General features: G+C 47.3%; 14 protein-coding genes. 9 read left to right on the top strand and 5 right to left on the bottom strand.

What is annotated here, in order from left to right; all coding sequences use genetic code 11:
* Positions 1 to 93: 93 nt before the first annotated feature.
* Together PIL01S_RS10730 and PIL01S_RS10725 are read left to right on the top strand one after the other, a co-directional pair.
* The gene (locus tag PIL01S_RS10730) at positions 94 to 1,419 is read left to right on the top strand and encodes a GntP family permease (protein WP_371859950.1); all 1,326 of its coding nucleotides are present in this window, start codon (positions 94 to 96) and stop codon (positions 1,417 to 1,419) included.
* Between the two features lie 22 nt (positions 1,420 to 1,441).
* Complete coding sequence (locus tag PIL01S_RS10725) at positions 1,442 to 2,584, top strand: glycerate kinase (RefSeq protein ID WP_127537525.1); 1,143 nt, start codon at positions 1,442 to 1,444, stop codon at positions 2,582 to 2,584.
* Positions 2,585 to 2,698: 114 nt separating this feature from the next.
* Here PIL01S_RS10725 and PIL01S_RS10720 read toward each other — a convergent pair whose 3' ends face one another.
* On the bottom strand, positions 2,699 to 3,745 hold the full coding sequence (locus tag PIL01S_RS10720; RefSeq protein ID WP_127537524.1) for a CdaR family transcriptional regulator: 1,047 nt from the start codon (positions 3,743 to 3,745) through the stop codon (positions 2,699 to 2,701).
* 462 nt (positions 3,746 to 4,207) lie between these two features.
* On the opposite strand from PIL01S_RS10720, the gene PIL01S_RS10715 reads away from it, so the two are divergent.
* Positions 4,208 to 8,206 carry a DUF4073 domain-containing protein gene (locus tag PIL01S_RS10715; RefSeq protein ID WP_127537523.1) on the top strand — a complete coding sequence of 1,333 codons (3,999 nt, stop codon included), beginning with the start codon at positions 4,208 to 4,210 and terminating at the stop codon, positions 8,204 to 8,206.
* 439 nt (positions 8,207 to 8,645) lie between these two features.
* Positions 8,646 to 10,106: a carboxylesterase/lipase family protein gene (locus PIL01S_RS10710; RefSeq protein WP_127537522.1), complete on the top strand. Its 1,461-nt coding sequence runs from the start codon at positions 8,646 to 8,648 to the stop codon at positions 10,104 to 10,106.
* Between the two features lie 127 nt (positions 10,107 to 10,233).
* Here PIL01S_RS10710 and PIL01S_RS10705 read toward each other — a convergent pair whose 3' ends face one another.
* Complete coding sequence (locus PIL01S_RS10705) at positions 10,234 to 11,400, bottom strand: VanZ family protein (protein ID WP_246058166.1); 1,167 nt, start codon at positions 11,398 to 11,400, stop codon at positions 10,234 to 10,236.
* Between the two features lie 303 nt (positions 11,401 to 11,703).
* On the opposite strand from PIL01S_RS10705, the gene PIL01S_RS10700 reads away from it, so the two are divergent.
* From PIL01S_RS10700 to PIL01S_RS10690, 3 genes are all read left to right on the top strand, one after another.
* A complete protein-coding gene (locus PIL01S_RS10700) occupies positions 11,704 to 12,045 on the top strand; it encodes a zinc ribbon domain-containing protein YjdM (protein ID WP_127537521.1) in 342 nt (113 codons plus the stop codon).
* Between the two features lie 474 nt (positions 12,046 to 12,519).
* The gene (locus PIL01S_RS10695; protein ID WP_127537520.1) at positions 12,520 to 13,332 is read left to right on the top strand and encodes a class I SAM-dependent methyltransferase; all 813 of its coding nucleotides are present in this window, start codon (positions 12,520 to 12,522) and stop codon (positions 13,330 to 13,332) included.
* 174 nt (positions 13,333 to 13,506) lie between these two features.
* On the top strand, positions 13,507 to 14,568 hold the full coding sequence (locus tag PIL01S_RS10690; protein WP_095360258.1) for an LLM class flavin-dependent oxidoreductase: 1,062 nt from the start codon (positions 13,507 to 13,509) through the stop codon (positions 14,566 to 14,568).
* A 116-nt stretch (positions 14,569 to 14,684) separates the two neighbouring features.
* Here PIL01S_RS10690 and PIL01S_RS10685 read toward each other — a convergent pair whose 3' ends face one another.
* The 3 genes from PIL01S_RS10685 to PIL01S_RS10675 form a co-directional block, all read right to left on the bottom strand.
* Positions 14,685 to 15,137, bottom strand: coding sequence for a hypothetical protein (locus PIL01S_RS10685; protein ID WP_127537519.1), 453 nt, complete (start codon positions 15,135 to 15,137; stop codon positions 14,685 to 14,687).
* 85 nt (positions 15,138 to 15,222) lie between these two features.
* Complete coding sequence (locus PIL01S_RS10680; RefSeq protein ID WP_127537518.1) at positions 15,223 to 16,983, bottom strand: cellulase family glycosylhydrolase; 1,761 nt, start codon at positions 16,981 to 16,983, stop codon at positions 15,223 to 15,225.
* Between the two features lie 111 nt (positions 16,984 to 17,094).
* Positions 17,095 to 17,559: a DUF4385 domain-containing protein gene (locus PIL01S_RS10675; RefSeq protein ID WP_127537517.1), complete on the bottom strand. Its 465-nt coding sequence runs from the start codon at positions 17,557 to 17,559 to the stop codon at positions 17,095 to 17,097.
* A gap of 159 nt (positions 17,560 to 17,718) precedes the next feature.
* On the opposite strand from PIL01S_RS10675, the gene PIL01S_RS10670 reads away from it, so the two are divergent.
* Together PIL01S_RS10670 and PIL01S_RS30030 are read left to right on the top strand one after the other, a co-directional pair.
* Positions 17,719 to 18,186: a YfbM family protein gene (locus PIL01S_RS10670; protein WP_127537516.1), complete on the top strand. Its 468-nt coding sequence runs from the start codon at positions 17,719 to 17,721 to the stop codon at positions 18,184 to 18,186.
* A gap of 118 nt (positions 18,187 to 18,304) precedes the next feature.
* Positions 18,305 to 18,430, top strand: a complete 126-nt coding sequence (locus PIL01S_RS30030) for a hypothetical protein (RefSeq protein WP_281280784.1) — start codon at positions 18,305 to 18,307, stop codon at positions 18,428 to 18,430.
* Positions 18,431 to 18,634: the final 204 nt, after the last annotated feature.

Genomic DNA, 18,634 nt, shown 5'->3' with positions numbered 1-18,634 from the left:
GGATCATTGGGTAGCAGGCTGTTGTGCATATGCACAATGAATTTCGTCCTTTAATCAATATTTATTTGATGCGCCAGCCTCTATAATGAAAGCGTGTTCAACAAGAGCAAGGGGGCAATCACAATGGAGGCTTTAACTATTAGTTGGATTGGCGCACTGGCAGGACTTGCTATTGCCATCATATTGATCTTAAGGAAGCTGAACCCGGTCTATTCTTTATTTCTGGGGGCAATTGTAGGCGCTTTAATTGGTGGAGCAAACCTGGAAGAGACCGTAAACATATTGGTGAATGGCACGCAAAGCGTCATGGGCACCGTGCTCCGCGTTCTTGCGGCAGGGGTTCTGGCAGGTGTCATGATGGAGTCCGGAGCGGCAGAGACCATAGCTCAGGCGATTGTGCGAAAATTTGGTGGAAGCAAGGCAATTCTAGCATTGGCACTGGCCACGATGATTATTACAGCTGTTGGGGTGTTCATCCCCGTTGCCGTACTTATAGTGGCACCAATCGCCTTGTCTGTGGGTAACAAAATGGGTATTTCCAAACTGGCCTTGATTCTTGCGCTATCTGGCGGTGGTAAGGCGGGGAACATTATATCTCCAAATCCCAATACGATTGCAGCGGCACGTGGATTCGATCTGGATCTCAGCAATGTCATGCTGGCAGGTGTGATTCCAGCCATCTGCGGATTAATTGTAACCGTTATCGTCGCTTCAATGCTCAAAAATAAAGGCGTAATGGTTACTGATCAGGAAGCGGAACAGGGTGAAGTGGATACCTCACAGTACCCGCCGCTGAAAAAAGCGATTGTTGCACCTCTGGTAGCCATTATTTTGTTAATGATTAACCCGATTGGTTCGATAACAGGGGTAGAGGTACTATCCTCGTTCAAAGTGGATGCGATGTATATTCTGCCGCTTGCCGGCATCATCGGCATGCTGGCGATGGGACAAGGTAGAAACATTGTGAAGTACACAACTTCCGGATTGAATAAAATGACAGCAACCGTGCTTATTCTGATCGGCGCAGGTGGGATTGCGGGTCTGATCTCTGCATCCGACTTGTCAGGTCAGGTGGTTAGTTTAATTGAAGCATCCGGCATCTCAGGCACCTTCCTGGCGCCGATTGCGGGTATTCTGATGGCAGCAGCTACTGCCTCTACATCAACCGGTGTCATACTGGCAACAGGCTCGTTTGGCGACGCGATTCTGAACATGGGGACGGCTCCGCTCGCAGCAGCGGTTATGGTGCACACCGGGGCAACCGTCATTGATTCTCTGCCTCAGGGGAATTACTTCCACGTTTCGGCAGACAGCATGAAAATGACGATCCGGCAGCGGATGGGTGTCATTCCTTATGAAGCTATTGTAGGTGGGACGATGGCGATTGTAGCCACATTACTATACGGATTTATCCTCTAATATCAAGGATGGGGTGAGAAGAATGGGAGAGAAGACATTTGTACTGGCACCGGATTCATTCAAGGAGAGTATGACGGCGAAGGAAGTCTGTATTGCGATGGAAAAAGGATTGCGTAAAATCTACCCGAACGCCAGTTACATCCATGTGCCCATGGCAGACGGCGGAGAGGGGACCGTGCAATCATTGGTGGATGCTTCAAATGGTGCTATTCACCGGAAAGAGGTGAGCGGACCGCTTGGTCAACCGGTCATGGCGCAGTATGGCATTCTGGGCGACGGCACAACGGCAGCCATTGAGATGGCATCAGCCAGCGGCATTCATCTGGTAACCCCGGACAGCCGGGACCCGCTCCGCACGACCACTTACGGAACAGGAGAACTGATTCGGGCATGTCTGGATCTTGGCATTCGCAAAATCATTATCGGGATTGGTGGCAGTGCCACCAACGATGGCGGCACAGGCATGGCTGAGGCGCTCGGGGCGAAGTTTCTGGATGCCCAAGGGCTGCCACTTGCTCGTGGCGGTGGGGATCTGAACAAGTTGGCCCATATCGATGTGTCGGGTCTGGACCCGCGTTTGCAGGAAGTGGAGCTCATTGTAGCCTGTGATGTGACCAATCCGTTGTGCGGAGAGCATGGTGCTTCAAGGGTATTTGGGCCGCAGAAGGGGGCTACACCGGAAATGGTACAGCTGCTGGATGGCAATCTCTCTCATTATGCGGAGGTGGTGAAACAGCAGCTGGGCAAAGATATTCGGGATGTTCCAGGCGCCGGAGCAGCAGGTGGACTGGGTGCAGGATTGCTGATTTTTACCCAGGCCGTTCTGCGTAAAGGCATTGAGATTGTCATCGAGTACACAGGTTTGCAGGGCAAGCTGGATCATGCAGATGTAGTGTTTACAGGTGAGGGCGGGATCGATTTTCAAACGAAATTCGGCAAGACTCCTTACGGTGTTGCACAGGCCGCCAAGGAAGCGGGCAAACCGGTCATCGCCATTGCGGGGTATGTTGGTGAAGGTATCGATACACTGTACACGGAAGGTATTGATGCCGTATTCGGTATTGTACCGGGGGCAGCCGATCTGGGTAAGCTGCTTCGTGAAGGGCCGGAGAATGTGGAGCGTACCATGGAGAATATTGCAAGAGTGCTGAAGTTGGGTTTGTGATCTTGATGATCAATCGGGATGAAATGATCAATCAAAGTTATAACGGAGACGGGTTGCGGATCTGCCAGCGTGCAGATGCTGCATGCCCGTCTCTCTTTTTTATGATGGCTGTTGTCACTGATGGAGTGAGAGCAGTCCATGGGTAAGTTCGATCAGTTCGAACCAGTTGTGAGGGTCTCTGCCCGTAATAGTCTCTATGCGTTTGAGGCGATACTGCAGCGTATTGCGATGAATGTTCAGATCGGTAGCCGTTATGGTCATGCTTCCGTTATGGTGGATGAAGCTGCGCAAGGTTTCCAGCAGATCTGCATGGTCTTCCAGCCTGCTAATGATGTTGGCTTGAGACGTCAGGCGAGTCTTGCTGAAGCTTACCAGAAAGTGCGCATCATCATAATAGAGGAGAGGGGTAGCTGGCTGAAGTGCCATCAGAATATTCATGACGGATCTCGCCTGCTCATAACAAACAGCAACGTTGGGTTCTTTTCGGCTGACCGAAATCAAGCAGTGAGGCTGTTCTTGACGTAATCGCTCAAGGAGTGAATCAAGATCTGTTTCACTTTGAATCATGATAATCTGTGCGTCACCTTCGTCCTCCATGGAGAAAGAGGGGAACTGCAGCAATACTTTGCCTATACTTTCATTGAATTCAGGAGTACTTCCACTGGCCTTGATGTAAAGGAGGACGGTTGGCAGCTGCAGATCCAGGTTGTATTGCAATGCTTCTTTCCTGATCTTCAGGGAATAGGAACCGTAATGATTCAATAGGCGTTCCAGAAAGGCCTTCTTACGCGATGTTTCATGAGCCAGACTCTCCAGTTGGTTGCGTTGTTCAATGAGGAGCGCGACCGTTGTCCGTACAATGTTACAGAACGGGCGAACCTCGTCCGGATGACCGGAGATTCCGATGACACCCACATGCTGGTTGTTGATCCTAATCGGTTCATTGGTGCCCATTTTCTCTAATTTCCCGTCCTGCCATACCTCAATTCGGCTTCCTGTGGTCAGTGCCCGAACAGCACCCTGATGAACGGTTCCGACCCGCTCTTTCTGGCCGCTTCCAATAATAATGCCCTGTTCATTCATGATGTTGATGTTATACGGAATGTCCTGCATCATTTTGTCGACGATTTCCTGTGCCTGTCTCTCGGTGAGCTGCAGCAACGCTATTTCCCCCTTTCTATTCATTTGGCTTAAATATAGGTCAACCGTTATTTCGAATGTTGGCATATCTATCTACATTGTTCATATGAACGAAATTATAAATGATTGATAAGGCGTACACAAATGACATATTCACCTCAATTGCGCGAGTGATGATATGATCCTGTCCCAGTTCCCGCTCTGATTCGTTAAGGTTCCTTGGACTACAAATTTGTAGATGTTCAATACACGTTCATTAGATAGCTCGACATAGAGGGGAGTAGGCCTTCGAGATTATCTGTTAATTAAAAAAAATGATGAATAATGACGAAAAATGTAGAGATTCAACCTGGTTTTTACCTTCAAGAAGGGTCTTTTTCCAATTTTTAGATTGATTGTTCAGAATCCGTTCAGAGTTGCGTACTACAATAGACCTAAATTGCGGCCATTTGAATGGAATAGAAAAGAGGAGGATACAGGTTTATGTTTTACAGGAAGCTAGTAAGTTGTTTATTAGTTGCAGTTCTGTTTTTGCAGGTTGTTAGTGTAGGAGGGGTAAGTGCGGATTCCGATCCTACCCCATTAGAGCAGCTCAATCAAATCAGAAAATCAGATCAGGATATTGAACAAACCATTTCACAAGTTCAAAGTCTTATAGAGAACAGCAGTCTAATCGATGATAAAACAATGCTCTATGATGGGCTGGATGAAGAACAAAAGAGGGAACTGGCACGAGGAATGACTCTATTGCTGCCAATTGGGACAGATTATGTGAATCAAAGTCAAGCTAACGACATTTTCTTCTTCTTATGCTTTCTAGTAGAATTGCCTAAAACGATGAATTCAAGTGAAGCACAGTTTTTTTTGGATAATATATATAATTTTTATTTTAGTCGGGCCAGAGATTTCCTGCCTTCTGAACAAGCACAACCAATGGTTGAGGCGAGTGCTGCCTACAGCATGCTAAGAGGTGCTGATAAGGAAATATTCACAAATATTGTGATGTTTGGACCTGCTTTAGGTCAACACCAAACACCCATTAATTATAAGGGTCAGATTGAATTACTGAACGTGCTGATGTCGGATTATCTTCCAATTAACAGACCCATCACTGGATCAGACATGGATGCTGCACTGAATAGTCTCTATGCACACTATCAAATGACTTGGATGATTGGTATGAATCCAAATGCTACAGTTCAGCCTTTTCCAATCAACATGGAGAAGATGTCTACCATCCAGAATAATGAGCAGAGACGGGCGGAACTGGCAGATTGGATGATTTATAAGAGACCCGGTGTTGAAGGCTACAATACCACAGCAGAAGTACAAGCTGCCTTTGACGCATTCTTCGCAGTGGCTGCACCAGCAGTAACAGCGGATGATGAAGCCAATGCAATTGTAGGTGCGGACGGTACAATGGAGTATAGCACGAATGCTGGCGTAGATTGGTTTGTTTACAGTTCTACTAATCGGCCTCAATTTGATGGTGCGCAAACGGTATGGGTACGTGCGAAAGCAACTGAAAGTACTCCAGTAGGTCCTTACGTGACATTGACCTTTACCGAGAATAGAGGAGCAGATCCACTTGAGGCAATAAACTTGGCAAAAAGTAATGAAGATGTAGCCGGTGTGCTTACTGCAGTTCAAGATCCTCAAGTTGGAGTAATTCTTCCTCAGGATTTTGGCAACTGGACCGAGGATGAGAAAGAATCCATGGCTGAGTTTCTGACGTTTATGAACGGCAGCAAAGGATATGTAAGTAAAGATCAAGTGCAATATGTGATTGATCTAGTTGTTTACCCTCGGAACCTCCTTGAAACTCGTGATTTGCTAAGCGTGGAACAGAGGGTTACAACGTATTTTGACATGCTGAGAGGTCTGCCTGACGTATTCAGTGGAAATATGGATTCCAGCATCTCTACCATTTATAGTGTTGGGAAAAAGTATAACAATCTGTCGGCAGTAGATAAGCAGATTTTGACGTACAATATTACCTTTGAACTTATGCGCAGTTCAACACCTTTATATCAATATAAAGATCAGTTATCTGCTGAATTATCAACTTATATCCCGATCAATAACTTGAGTAACCAGCTTAAAATGCACAGTGCATTGGTAAACCTTCGATTGCTACAGAAGGAGTCGGCGCAATTTAACAATGATCCTTACTTTGGACATTTGGAGGATTTTCCACTTAATCTAAATAAGGTTGACCAATTGGAGCACAACACCTATCAAGAACTCGCCCAGTGGATGATTGATAAACGTCCGGTAGAGGGTTACGAAAGCTACCAAGCAATTCAACAAACGTTCAATGCTTTCTTTGGCCCATTATCACCCATGGAACAATTAAACGATGCAGTGGATGCAGAAAATGTAGATGAGGTTCTATCTATTATCCGCAACAGCCCTGAGCTTGTAATACTTCCTGCAGGATTCAATGATCTTACTCCTGAAGAGCAGTTAGCTGTAGCTCAAGCTTTGATTGATTTGCTTCCGGATAAATATGATTATGAAAATGAAGGACAAGTAAGATATACCGTTGAGCTGGCATATGAAGCTGTGCTTGCCTATAAGGCAACGAGTCAGGCCGAGATGCAAAATCATTTGGATAATTTCTATTTGAAGCTTTCTCAAGTCAATGAATATATCTCGATTGAAGACTTCGAAGAGTATGAAGAATTCAGAGTGCTTAGCAAAAAGTATGTAGATGGATCTGTTGTAGATCAAAAATTGATCGCTTATATGGCTCGCCTCATCTTCAAAGAAGAGGGTCTGTCAGTGGATAAGGCTGTGCTCGGCATGGTTATGATCTTGACCATTTCTCCGTCTCTTAATGTAAACACAGCAGACGAGATGAGCCAGACCTTGTTTACACTTCTGATGATTCAACAAGAGGTGGAGGAGTACAACAAACAATCGGATCATGAAAAATTGGATGATTTCCCATTGAACTTCTCGAAATTAGCAGATGCATCAAGCGATGAATCTAAGATCGAAAAACTCGCACAATGGATGCTGGACAAAAAACCGGCTAACGGTTATGGAAGCTATACCGAGGTTCAATCCGCATTTGACGAGTTTTTTGAACCTAAGACACCGGTTGTCACGCCGCCAACCAGTGGCGGAAGCGCTGGTGGATCTTCATCTACACCTGTAACATCAACGCCTGCAACAAATAAAGAAACACTTACGGTGGATGTGAATGGTACCAACGGGATCAACTTGGTGAAAACAACAATTACACGTACAACAGAACCAAATGGTAAGGTGAAGGACCTCGTAACGATGTCTGAAGCGACAGCCAAAGAATCCGTAGAAAAAGCGAAACAGCTTGGCATGGATACAGCACGCATCGTCATTCCGGATGCCAAAGATTCCGTATCCGAGACTCGCGTTGAACTGCCAAAAGCAGCAGTAAAACAGCTGAATGAAGGCGGACTTAAGCTGGAGATCTCAACAGCTAATGCAATCATTTCGATTCCGACGGCCTCGACCGCTGGTTTCGACCAAGACTTGTACTTCCGCATCGTGCCAATGAAGCAGGAATCCGAGCGCAAGCAAGTGGAAGAACGCGCGAAGCAGGAGCAATTGATTCAGCAAATTACGCCTGATGCAAATGTCAATGTACTGGCTCGTCCAGTCGAAATCGAAACGAATATGCAGAGTCGTGAAGTAACACTGACATTGCCACTGCGTGACAGTCTGCCGACAGATGCAGCAGCACGTCAGAAGGCTTTGGACAACCTGGCAATCTATATTGAACACAGCGACGGTACCAAAGAATTGCTTCAAGGCAAGCTGGTTCAGCTAAACGAAGGCAGTGAAGGCATCGAATTTACAGTGAGCAAATTTAGTACGTTCACACTGGTTGTGGTCGATGGACTGAAAGCGGCAGAAACACCAAATAAACCGTATATCAAAGGTTTTGGAGACGAGTTCCGTCCAGATGCAGTCGTGACTCGTGCACAAATGGCAGCCATGCTAGCGCGTAACCTGACGGGTGAATCTAAAACTACGATTTTCGGTAACTTTGCCGACGTAACGGCAACCCACTGGGCAAACAGCGAAATTGCACAAGCTCAATCCGCAGGTATCATGAATGGCATGAGCGCAACTCAATTTGTACCAGAAGGTTCGATTACACGTGCACAGATGGCGACAATTGCTTACCGTTGGATTCAGCAGCAATCGGGCAGTGCAACTGCAGCAACGGAAGCTAGATCATCCTTTACGGATGTGTCCACAGATTCCTGGGCTGCAGAAGCGATCGCATATGTACAATCTGCTGGCCTGATGACTGGATACACGGATGGTACGTTCAAACCGGATAGCCAATTGACCCGGGCTGAAGCAGTAAAAGTATTAAATGTATTGTTCAAGCGTACCCCAGCAGCAGGTACAGGTTCACAATCGTTCTCTGACGTACCCGCGTCTCACTGGGCATATGCAGATATCGAAGCTGCAGCACAGCAATAATTTATCTGTAAATTGAAAATAAATAAGGCTACCCGAAAGGGTGGCCTTATTTGTATTTAAAAGAACGGATTGCGGCTTATTTTAGATGCGAATTTTACATATCTTTACCTGCAACAAACTGTCGAGACGTTTATTCCACGGTGTCTGTCCTTTTTCACGTATCACGCAATGGTTTCAAATCTCTGCAATCACTGAGAATACTGCTCTGCATGCAGAAGTTCTGCATAACACGTGAAGTCTCATTCGTTCCTGAGGCATGGTCGTTGTTGTGTTGTTATCATGGGCTGATCCTCGAAATATATCTTCGCTGAGTGCATAAAAGTTCCACGTGAAACGTCTCAACCCCGGCCTTTTTGGGTAAACTTGTAAATTGGTCTGGCGGGGCTCTATACTCAATAGTATGTATAACATTTGATAGAAGAGAGGATGTATACGCCGCATGAGAGAACTTCAAGTTAACACACGGTACGGTACAGTTGAGGGAGAACATCTGCATGGAACAAGTGTATGGAAAGGCATCCCTTATGCCAAACCGCCGGTGGGCGAATTGCGCTTTCAAGCCCCGATTCCGCCTGAATCATGGGATGGAGTCAGGGAGGCGAAGCAGTTCGGACCTGAAAATATACAGCCAAGACATCATCAAGCAGAAGGGATATTCGGAGATCCTCCTGCCGAGTCGGAGGACAGTCTGTATCTGAACATCTGGGCACCGGAAAAAGAAAGCCAGCATCCTCTCCCCGTTATGGTATGGATTCATGGAGGCTCATTCACTTCGGGGGCGGGAAGCCAGCCTTTGTATGATGGAACCCATCTGGTCCTGCGTGGCAATGTCATCGTTGTGACGATTAACTATCGTCTTGGCCCACTTGGATTCATGCATATGGCTCCACTTGGGGAAGGGTTTGCAACCAACGTGGGCCTGCTGGATCAGGTTGCTGCCCTGCAATGGGTGCAGGATAACATCGGAGCCTTTGGCGGTGATTCTGGCAATGTTACTGTATTCGGTGAATCGGCCGGCAGTATGAGCATTGCTGCATTGATGACCATGCCAGCAGCCAAGGGCTTGTTCCACCGTGCCATTATGCAAAGCGGAGCATCGCAGTTCATGCCTGCAGAGCAGGCTGCCGAGATCCGGAGCGGTGTATTGAAGGTTCTGGGCGTAACCCAGGATGATCTGCATAAGTTGAAAGATATCCCGGCAGAGCAGATCCTTGCTGCTGGCGAAACGGTCAAAAAACACAGCGGAGCAGCCATGGCATTGTTATTTCAGCCCGTGCTGGATGGTGTAACGCTTCCGCAATCTCCACTTGAAGCTGTTCGTACAGGAGCTGCCCAAGGCATCCCTGTCTTGATTGGAACCACCCTGCATGAAGGTGCGCTGTTCATTCAGCCGCATGTCCCTTATTCAGAAGAGATCGATATGGTACAGGCCGTCGACTTCATGACGCCTGATCTGGAGAACCGGGCAGCGATCGCGGACAGTTATCCCAAAACAGCAGATGGACAGGCTCAGGTGATGACCGATCTGTTCTTCTGGCGCTCAGCGCTTCAATACGCGACTGCTCAACAGAAATATGCCCCCGTGTGGATGTACCGCTTCGATTGGATCATGCCGGAGCATCCATTGCTGAGAAAGTCGATCCACAGCATCGATATCTTCTTTGCTTTCAATACATTGCAAGCGCTGAAGTCCATGAACGCCGAACCGGATGCAGCAGCCACAGAACTGGCGGGCAAAGTGCAGGATGCCTGGATCTCCTTTGCCAAGAATGGCCGTCCGGAAACGGCTGGAGTAAACTGGCCTCCTTATGAGGAGAATCGCGCGACGTTGATCTTCAATCATGAGATTGAACTTGCGCATGATCCAGAGTCATCCAAGCGGGAACTGCTTGGCGTATAAACGAGCCAATTATAGCGTCATGGTACACAGATCATAGGCGTCTTCCGTCATGCTTGATGGAAGACGCCTTTTCTTGTGTCCATTCAATACACTGCTGCTGTCCGAAGTGTCCGATGTAGGGCGTAATTCATTTACGGGAGGCTCTGATATTGGATACATGATCACAATAGAATGAACGGCTGCCTCTAGAGAAGAGTACCAGTATGACGTGAAGGAAGAGTGCTCCGAACAGGAGCATATAGAGACCGATCATGCCGATCGAAATCCATACTTTATACGGCTCAAGCACCGAGTCATGATTGACAAAGGCATAATCGTTGACGAGCCGGATCATGGTAAAAATGAGCCAAGGTACATAAAGCGCGAGCCAGCGTTTAAACAGCAGCGGCATGGAAGGTTTCCCTGTCTGCCTGCGAACATACCGGAAGCGCATAAGTGCGGAGCCTGGCGTGTTGCCGTCCCGGATACTCGGAATAAGAAATAATACAATGAGCATTGCGATGGTTGTATTAGCTGCGCTGTTGAACACATTGGTACTGGATAGACTGAAGATCGAGAGCAGATTGGATAGGAATACCACCACAACACCGTCGATGATGAGTGCAAGCAGCTGAGGGATCGGGAACACTTGGTTTTGCTCCACAATCTGCTCACTTTTCGCCTGAATGCTGGCACGTGACGGGAATAGGGCAAGCAGGATCGGGGCTGCGAAGAATCCAAGTACCGCTCCTGACGTATTCGACAGCAGGTCATCGACATCAAACAGTCGATAAGGGCAGCTGTAATAGCCGTAGAATCCGGTGATTTGCGTTATCTCAAAAAATAGGGAAAGTCCAAATCCGCCAAGCAGGGCATATTTCCAGTAGGATCTCTTTTGAAAAAAATACCGGATATATATACCGAGAGGCATGAGCAGCAGCACATTAAACAGAATTTGCAGAAAAGCTCTGCCTTGGATCATCCCCATGTAGGTGGACGGCTGGGACCATACAATCGGTGTTTCTTTCATGATATCTTTTACGAAAGTGAAGGGGACGAGATTGTAATATACGGTATCTGCTGCCTGCTGGGCACACGTATTGCGGGTTGTCGGAAAGGGCAGGATGACGAGACAATACGCAGCGAGAATATAAAAGATGAACGAAAAACTGACGGCAAAGCGTGACCAGCTGAAAAATCCGTCTTTGCGATAGCCATAAATGAGCCACGGAATAAGCAAAAACATGGCGATGATCACGAAAATAAAGAAAGCTGTTTGTACAGGGAAAACATAAGAAGACATGGACATTGACATGACAAGAAACTCCTTTTGAAAAAATATATTTCATGGACGGGCTGAACCCGGAAGCGAATATGCAATTAACACGAATCAGAATCTGAATTTGGATATGTCACGGGAATCTCTCCCGGATAGGTATATCGTATAGGATCCGTTTTAAAGTAAGGAGAGGTGAACCTTAAATTTCGTTTAAATTCCATTAACCGAACGCAGAATGGGGGCTAACATGGATTTAACGTGATCCTTTCGCTGGAAGGAACATGAGGAATCCCGTATACTTGCGAGAAGCCCAAAAAAGGAATGGAGAGTTTAAACGATATGTCCAATTTACCTAACTGCCCCAAATGCAATTCCGAATACACATACGAGGACGGTAATCTGCTGGTATGCCCGGAATGTACACATGAGTGGACGTTGGAATCCGAAACCGAGCGTGCAGAAGAAACCAAAGTAGTACGTGACTCGAACGGCAATGTTCTGAATGATGGAGACACCGTGACAGTCATTAAGGATCTGAAGGTGAAAGGCAGCTCGCTGGTTGTCAAACAGGGAACCAAAGTCAAAAATATCCGTTTAATTGACGGTGACCATGATATCGACTGTAAAATCGATAGTTTGGGTGCGATGAAGCTGAAGTCTGAATTTGTGAAAAAGATCTAGAAGGTTACATATTTAAGGTTGTAACAGAATGAACAAGGCCTGAGCGTATTTAATGAGGTACATGTATTTCGTGTGTAAGAATCTTTCGAGATGCATTGACAGGAAATATATGGATGATATATACTTTCTGAAATTTAACAGGTAAACGCAATGATCAGGAGTATTAAGGACTAAGGCTGGCCCAGAGAACTGCTGCATGGTGCAAGGCAGTCCAACCTATCCCCAACTCGCCTGTGAGCGGCAGGATTGAGCAGCAGTCATTCATACGGACTGAGATCAGATCCTGACGGGCTAACCCCCGTCATCAGGTTCCTGAGTTTCTGTGGCCCAGTAGATACAGAGAGATCTGTCATTAGCATGGTCCATGGATGAAGAAGAGTGGTACCGCGAAGGTCATACCTGTCGCCTCTTAGTTGAGGTGGCAGGTTTTTTGCATTTTTTGACCCTAAATGAAAAAAGGCAGGTGTCGGATGAATGACAAGAGAACGCATTATTGACTATTATTCCGGGTTTGACGAATGGGGAAGATTGGAGCGGGAGCCGCTGGAGTTCATCATTAACATGCATTACATCAGGGCACATCTTCCTGCAGCTGGACTCGTTCTGGATAATGGCGCAGGTCCAGGGAAATATGCGATGGAGCTTGCGAGGGATGGATACCGAGTAACCCTGTCAGACTTGACACCTGCTTCCGTGGATATCGCTAGGCAGAAGGCTAAGGAGTATGATCTGACGAAGCAGTTTGAGGGATTCCACGTACTGGATGCAACCCGTCTGGAGGGGCTGGCTGACGATACATACGATGCATCGCTGATGCTGGGACCGCTGTATCATCTCCAGACTGAACAGGAGCGGGTAGCGGCTGTAAGAGAACTACACCGGGTAACGAAGCAAGGCGGCATGGTGTACATCGCGATGCAAAGCCGAATGAGAATGGGCATTAACTCGCTGCAGTCTCCCCAGCACTGGAAACCGAATGATCATATGGGTGCCATTCGTTCTTTTGTTGAAAAGGGGACATTCGACCATCAGGATCAGGGCCGATTCACAGGGGCGTACTATTTTAACATTCAGGACATTCAACCATTCATGGAGCAGCATGGATTCGAAACGGTGAATCTGATTGGATCATCCAGCCTCGGAGCCATGCTCACAGCAGAACAGCAGCAGTATTGGAAAGAGCGCGGGGAGTATGAAGAGATGATCCAATTCATGATTGAGAAGGCAGCAGATCCTACAATTCTGGGGATTTCCTCTCACCTGCTGTACATCGGGACCAAGAAATAATCATGAATGTCACAAAAATAGAGAATAATATATCAAAATCATGCCCTCTGGAGAAAGAGGGCTCTTGTGTTTTTCTTCAAAATAGTTCAATATTAAGATACATAACAAAAGGTGATCTACTTACAATAGGTTAGATGAACGACGGATCGCTTCATAAACAGGGAGGAACAGAACATGGAAATCGGAATTAGTACCTTTGTAGAGACAAATCCAGATGTAAAAACCGGAGAACTCATAAGTCACGCACAGCGTATTCGTGATGTTGTAGAAGAGATTGTCCTGGCTGACGAGGTCGGTCTGGATGTATACGGCGTAGGGGAGCATCATCGTGCTGACTATGCAGCATCATCCCCAGCGGTAATTTTGGCAGCAGCAGCTTCACAGACCAAGCGCATCCGTCTGACCAGTGCCGTAACTGTACTGTCTTCGGACGATCCGGTACGGGTATTTCAGGATTTTGCAACGCTGGACGGTATCTCAAATGGACGTGCGGAGATTATGGCGGGCCGGGGTTCATTTATCGAATCCTTCCCTCTATTCGGCTATGATCTGAACGACTACGACGAGTTATTCGATGAGAAATTGGATCTGCTGCTTAAGCTGCGTGATTCGGAAAAGGTAACCTGGGAAGGCAAGCATCGTCCTTCCTTCAATAATCTGGGCATCTACCCGCGTCCAGTGCAGGAGAAACTGCCCGTATGGATCGGTAGTGGTGGTAATCAGGAATCGGTTGTACGCGCAGGTCTGCTCGGTCTGCCGCTGGTACTCGCGATTATCGGTGGTCGTCCGGTTCAATTTGCTCCACTGGTGGAGCTGTACAAAAAAGCAGCAGCCCATGCAGGGCATGATGCCTCCAAACTGACGGTGGCATCACACTCTCACGGTTTTATCGCGGATACGATGGATGAGGCTGTTGAGAAATTCTTCCCACCTGCTCAGGCTGTCATGAACATACTGGGCCGTGAACGTGGCTGGGGGCACTACAGCCGTGCAACATTTGATGCTGCACGCAGTCTTGAAGGCGCATTGTACGTTGGTGACGTAGAGACCGTGGCTCAGAAGATTATTTACTTGCGCAAGGAAGTTGGCATCACTCGTTTCATGCTGCACACTCCTCTCGGCACGATGCCGCATAATGAGGTGATGAGAGCCATTGAACTGCTTGGTAAAGAGGTTGCTCCAATCGTTCGCAATGAAATTGCACGTTGGGAAGCGGAGAATGGTGAAGCGCGTTAATTCTGCCCGTTCGTCGATCAGAGAAAAGCGAACATCACTTATTTTAACGTAACAAAAGGAGTAGAGGCTCAGCATACCAAGCTGGGCTTCCACTCCTTTTTTTGTTTTGGGCTGTTTTACAATTTTATGATGCCATACAGAATGCTGGTTCCTGCTGCACTCAGTGCAATCAGCTGAATTTTCAGGCCTAATCCATCAAAGCTGAATACTTTCGGAAGCAGCCAGTATAGGCTGATTGTTGTCCAGAGCGTGTACAAGAATGCTGCAGCAAGCAGCTGTCTCCCGGAGATTTCCCTGATTGTGGAACCCAGCAGACCCGGAAAGGTTGCATCACCAATCATTTTCAGATTCCAGTAGGAGAGAAGAAAATAAACAAGTACAACGCCCATCGTTCCCACGATCATCAGCGTATCCTTGCTCAGCAGTAGACTGCTAAGAGTCCGTGACCTGTTCTTCATTTCCCCGAAACCGATGAGGAAAAAAAAGAAGCCTACCACCATTCCTACACCGGCTCCTGCCGTGCACAGCGTAAGTAGAACGATACCGAGGATGCCAATAATCCATAACATGTCATCACCTTCTTCAGAGCCTTGCGAACTTCCCGCTCGCAGAGCCATACCATGCTGTCCATTCTACGCCTGATTGTACGGCTCATCAATGAAGTGCCTTCCCTGTTATCTGGTTCCCGCTTTTGAACAGCGTATAGTGAATGACCTCACCGCTCCAGAAATGGAAGGCCAGATCAATCTGCCCGTTATGCAGTTCATTGAGCCATTCCGGCTGCAGAATCAGTTGATCTGTTTCATAAGAAGGTGCAAATGTAGTCAGGAATTCTTTGTAAGGTGTCCAATTCTGCGGAGCAGTGAACTCTCCAGAGGAATAGACAGCTTCCATGGTGGCTAGCTGATCACCATGAAAGAGTGTTGGTATGGAAAAAGCCTCTGTAGTACCGAATGCATTCTCCAGATCGGGCTTGGCCGATACGACGAGCTTCCATGTCCAGTCTGCGCCTTGATTGAACTTCGCGGTGATGATGGCCTGTTTGCCGAGCTGGTCGCCCTTGCTAACCATACGGGATAATGCATCTGATTGGATAAGCAACGTACTCCCGCTGAATGAATAGTCTGCATTTTGTTTCAACGGTTGCTCACCCGCATAGAGCGATACGAGTTTGGCTCCATTTAACTTGATTGTCAGCGCCGTATCCTGAATTGGGTAGCCTTGTCTCAGGTACAGTAGGTCACGATCTCCAACAGCAGAACGGCCTGTCCAGCCTGCCTGAATCATCTGGAACAGAGCCGGATCGGACCACACATACGTCTCCCGGTTTAGATGCTGGCCATTGTCCCACAATATGGACGCGATCTTTTTGTCCTTCAGCTCATGCCCGATGAATTCGAAATATTTTAGCTTCTCCCCCTGTTCAATAACATCCGTATGTTTATCGAATCCCAGAAGTCCATACTCGCCGAGAATGACTGGAATCCCCTGCGTGACGAGTGTCCTGTATATATTGTTAAACGTGTTGGCTGCATCATTCTTGGTCTCGGTATCAAACGTGGTGTGTCCTGCGATATTGACGCTAAATGGCCAGTAACCATAGTAATGCACGGTGGCAATCAGGTTCCTGTCTTTCAGTTCAGTGATGGTATGCCTCAAACTGTTCAGCCTTGCCTGTGTCGGTGAACCCTCAAGTGTAGGCAGCAGAAGTGCACGCTCTTCGTTATTGCCGCCTGTGCTGCGAATCAGCTTCACAAACGTCGTGTTTAATTCATGCAAAAGGGCAAGCTGCCTTGGCTCATCGATATTGCTTCCTGTTCCCATATCACCCGCCTGAGTGATTCCACGATTGAAGCGCGGTTCATTCACACTTTCGAACATCAGCCGAAGTGGAGCATCCTTGAATTGATTCGCGATTTGGGTCCACACTGCTGTGTAACGAGCGAGTACCTGGTCATGATCGGTTTCCAGCTGACTGATCCAGAGATATGAATCATGATGGAGATCCAACACGACGTACAGATTCGCATCCAGTGCCCATTTGATCACTTCCTGGACCCGTGCCATGTAAGCAGGATCTATCCGGTAATCCGGGGCGGCACCAATATGCTGGTCCCAAGTAACGGGGATTCGTATGCTTTTGAATCCTTGAGCGGCAATGTTTCCGATTAATTCCGGAGTAACGCGTGGATTGCCCCAGTAGGTTTCATCCGGACCTACCGTATCCAATGAGTTGCCGAGGTTCCATCCGGGCTGCATCTGATCCACAACCGTTTGCAGTGGACTGAAGGCGGTCATTTCACGCTGCCTCGCAAGCTCGGATTGGGCTGCAGACGCAGGTAATGGCAGCAGGATGAACAGATACATCGCGATGCATGTCAGTGTGATGGAGATAGGGCGACTAGGTAATTTCATGAAGGCTCCTTTAGCTTAAGTGATCTCATTATGTTTTCGTCCTGTAGATCGACGTAAAGCATTATATCAAAAGGAGTATCGGGATGAGCCATGTATTTTTTACCCAAGTTTCTATTCGTTCTCCGATTCATACTTTTCCCGGTGCTGCTTCTTCATTTCAATATAATCCGGGTCAGTCTTGGCAATCTCCCACTGCGCCTTGAAGATGGCTGCAGCTTCCGCTTTCACTTTGTCATTCTGATAGGGAAGAATTGAACCGTCCTCTTTCGAATATTTGCGTCCACCTTTATGGTTTGTATATCTCCGGGCCCGTGTATATCCCATCTGCAGAAACTTGCGCGCCATATCCATGCCAACGAAATCATCCTTTTTCTTATATTCCAAAAAAAGCTCGTAGATCTTTTCCGATGATTCGGTCGCGATCTCGGGTGTTTTAAAACGCCAATAGGGCAGAATCTCGCTCTTGTAGGGTTCCACCATCAGCACGCCCTGCTCCCCCCGTCCGACGGTATATAGCTCTGGATGTTTGCGCAAATCGAGCTCTTCGTAATTCAAGGTGTAATCGAATTTTTTCATCGGTGTGGTCCCTCCTTGAGATAACATGTATGGTATTGCCATGCTTGATCATGGAATTTTGTAATCGTAATATGACTTCTACCTTTTTTACCCCGATTCTTTTGGAACATGCACGGTTAATGGGGGACAGAGGATTAAAATCATAGGAGGGATCATGATATGGGAATGTCCGGTAGATATCTTGTGGTGACTAACGAGTTGATTGAATCAATCAAGTCAGGCGAGATCAGTGTGCATGATTGTTCCGTTGATCTGGATATTGATAAAACGTGGCAGATGCTTCAGTTCACCTTAACTGGTAACCTGGTGGACGGAGAGCCGCCTCTCGGATATGTGGTGCCGATGTCAGGGGAACAATATTGGGGGAATTATTCGGACATGGATCTGTTTCTGCTCTCCAACGAACAGGTGCTGGAAGCCTATATGGCTCTGGAGCAGCTGGACCCCGATGAACTGAGGGCACGTTTTGACCTGGACCAAATGGTTACGGAGGGCGTCTATCCGGTCATGGAAGGCTGGGATGCAGAGGAGACGTTCAGGGAGATCGTTCAAACAATGAATGATGTTCAGGCCCTATATCAGGCAACTGCAGCCGCCGGGAATGGAATCGTCTTTTATATTTTCTGAAACTGGTCCAAATTGACGCCTCATCATGTTTGAGCTGCTTCGGTTCGGGTTATTGATAGAACAAGGCTAATGCCTAGAAGATAATCACGAAAATCCGCTAGAAGAGAGGGATTGCGATATGACACAGGACCAGAATGAAGAGAACAAAGCCATTCAAGACGACGAGCCGGATCAATTTGAAACCCCTGTAACGACAGAGGACAAGGAACCGACTGAAGAGGTTGCCGAGGAAACCAAAGAGTAATGTACGAAGTCGTCTAAAATAAATTCTTATCCAAAGGTCGGACACATTTCCGGCCTTTTTTGGCGTTTTTACGATCCACTGGTTTACAACATTTGCCTGATGGCCTCATAATAGGAATGAACCACATTTTTCCTAAGGAGGAGATCGTATCAAAAATCGAAGGTTAGCCAAGTGGATCGCTGTACCACTCGTTTTGATGATGGT

Origin of the sequence: Paenibacillus illinoisensis NBRC 15959 (genome assembly GCF_004000925.1) — a bacterium.
GTDB classification, from domain to species: domain Bacteria; phylum Bacillota; class Bacilli; order Paenibacillales; family Paenibacillaceae; genus Paenibacillus; species Paenibacillus illinoisensis.
Note: the sequence above shows the minus strand (reverse complement) of the source record. Positions and strands in the feature narration are given on the sequence as shown.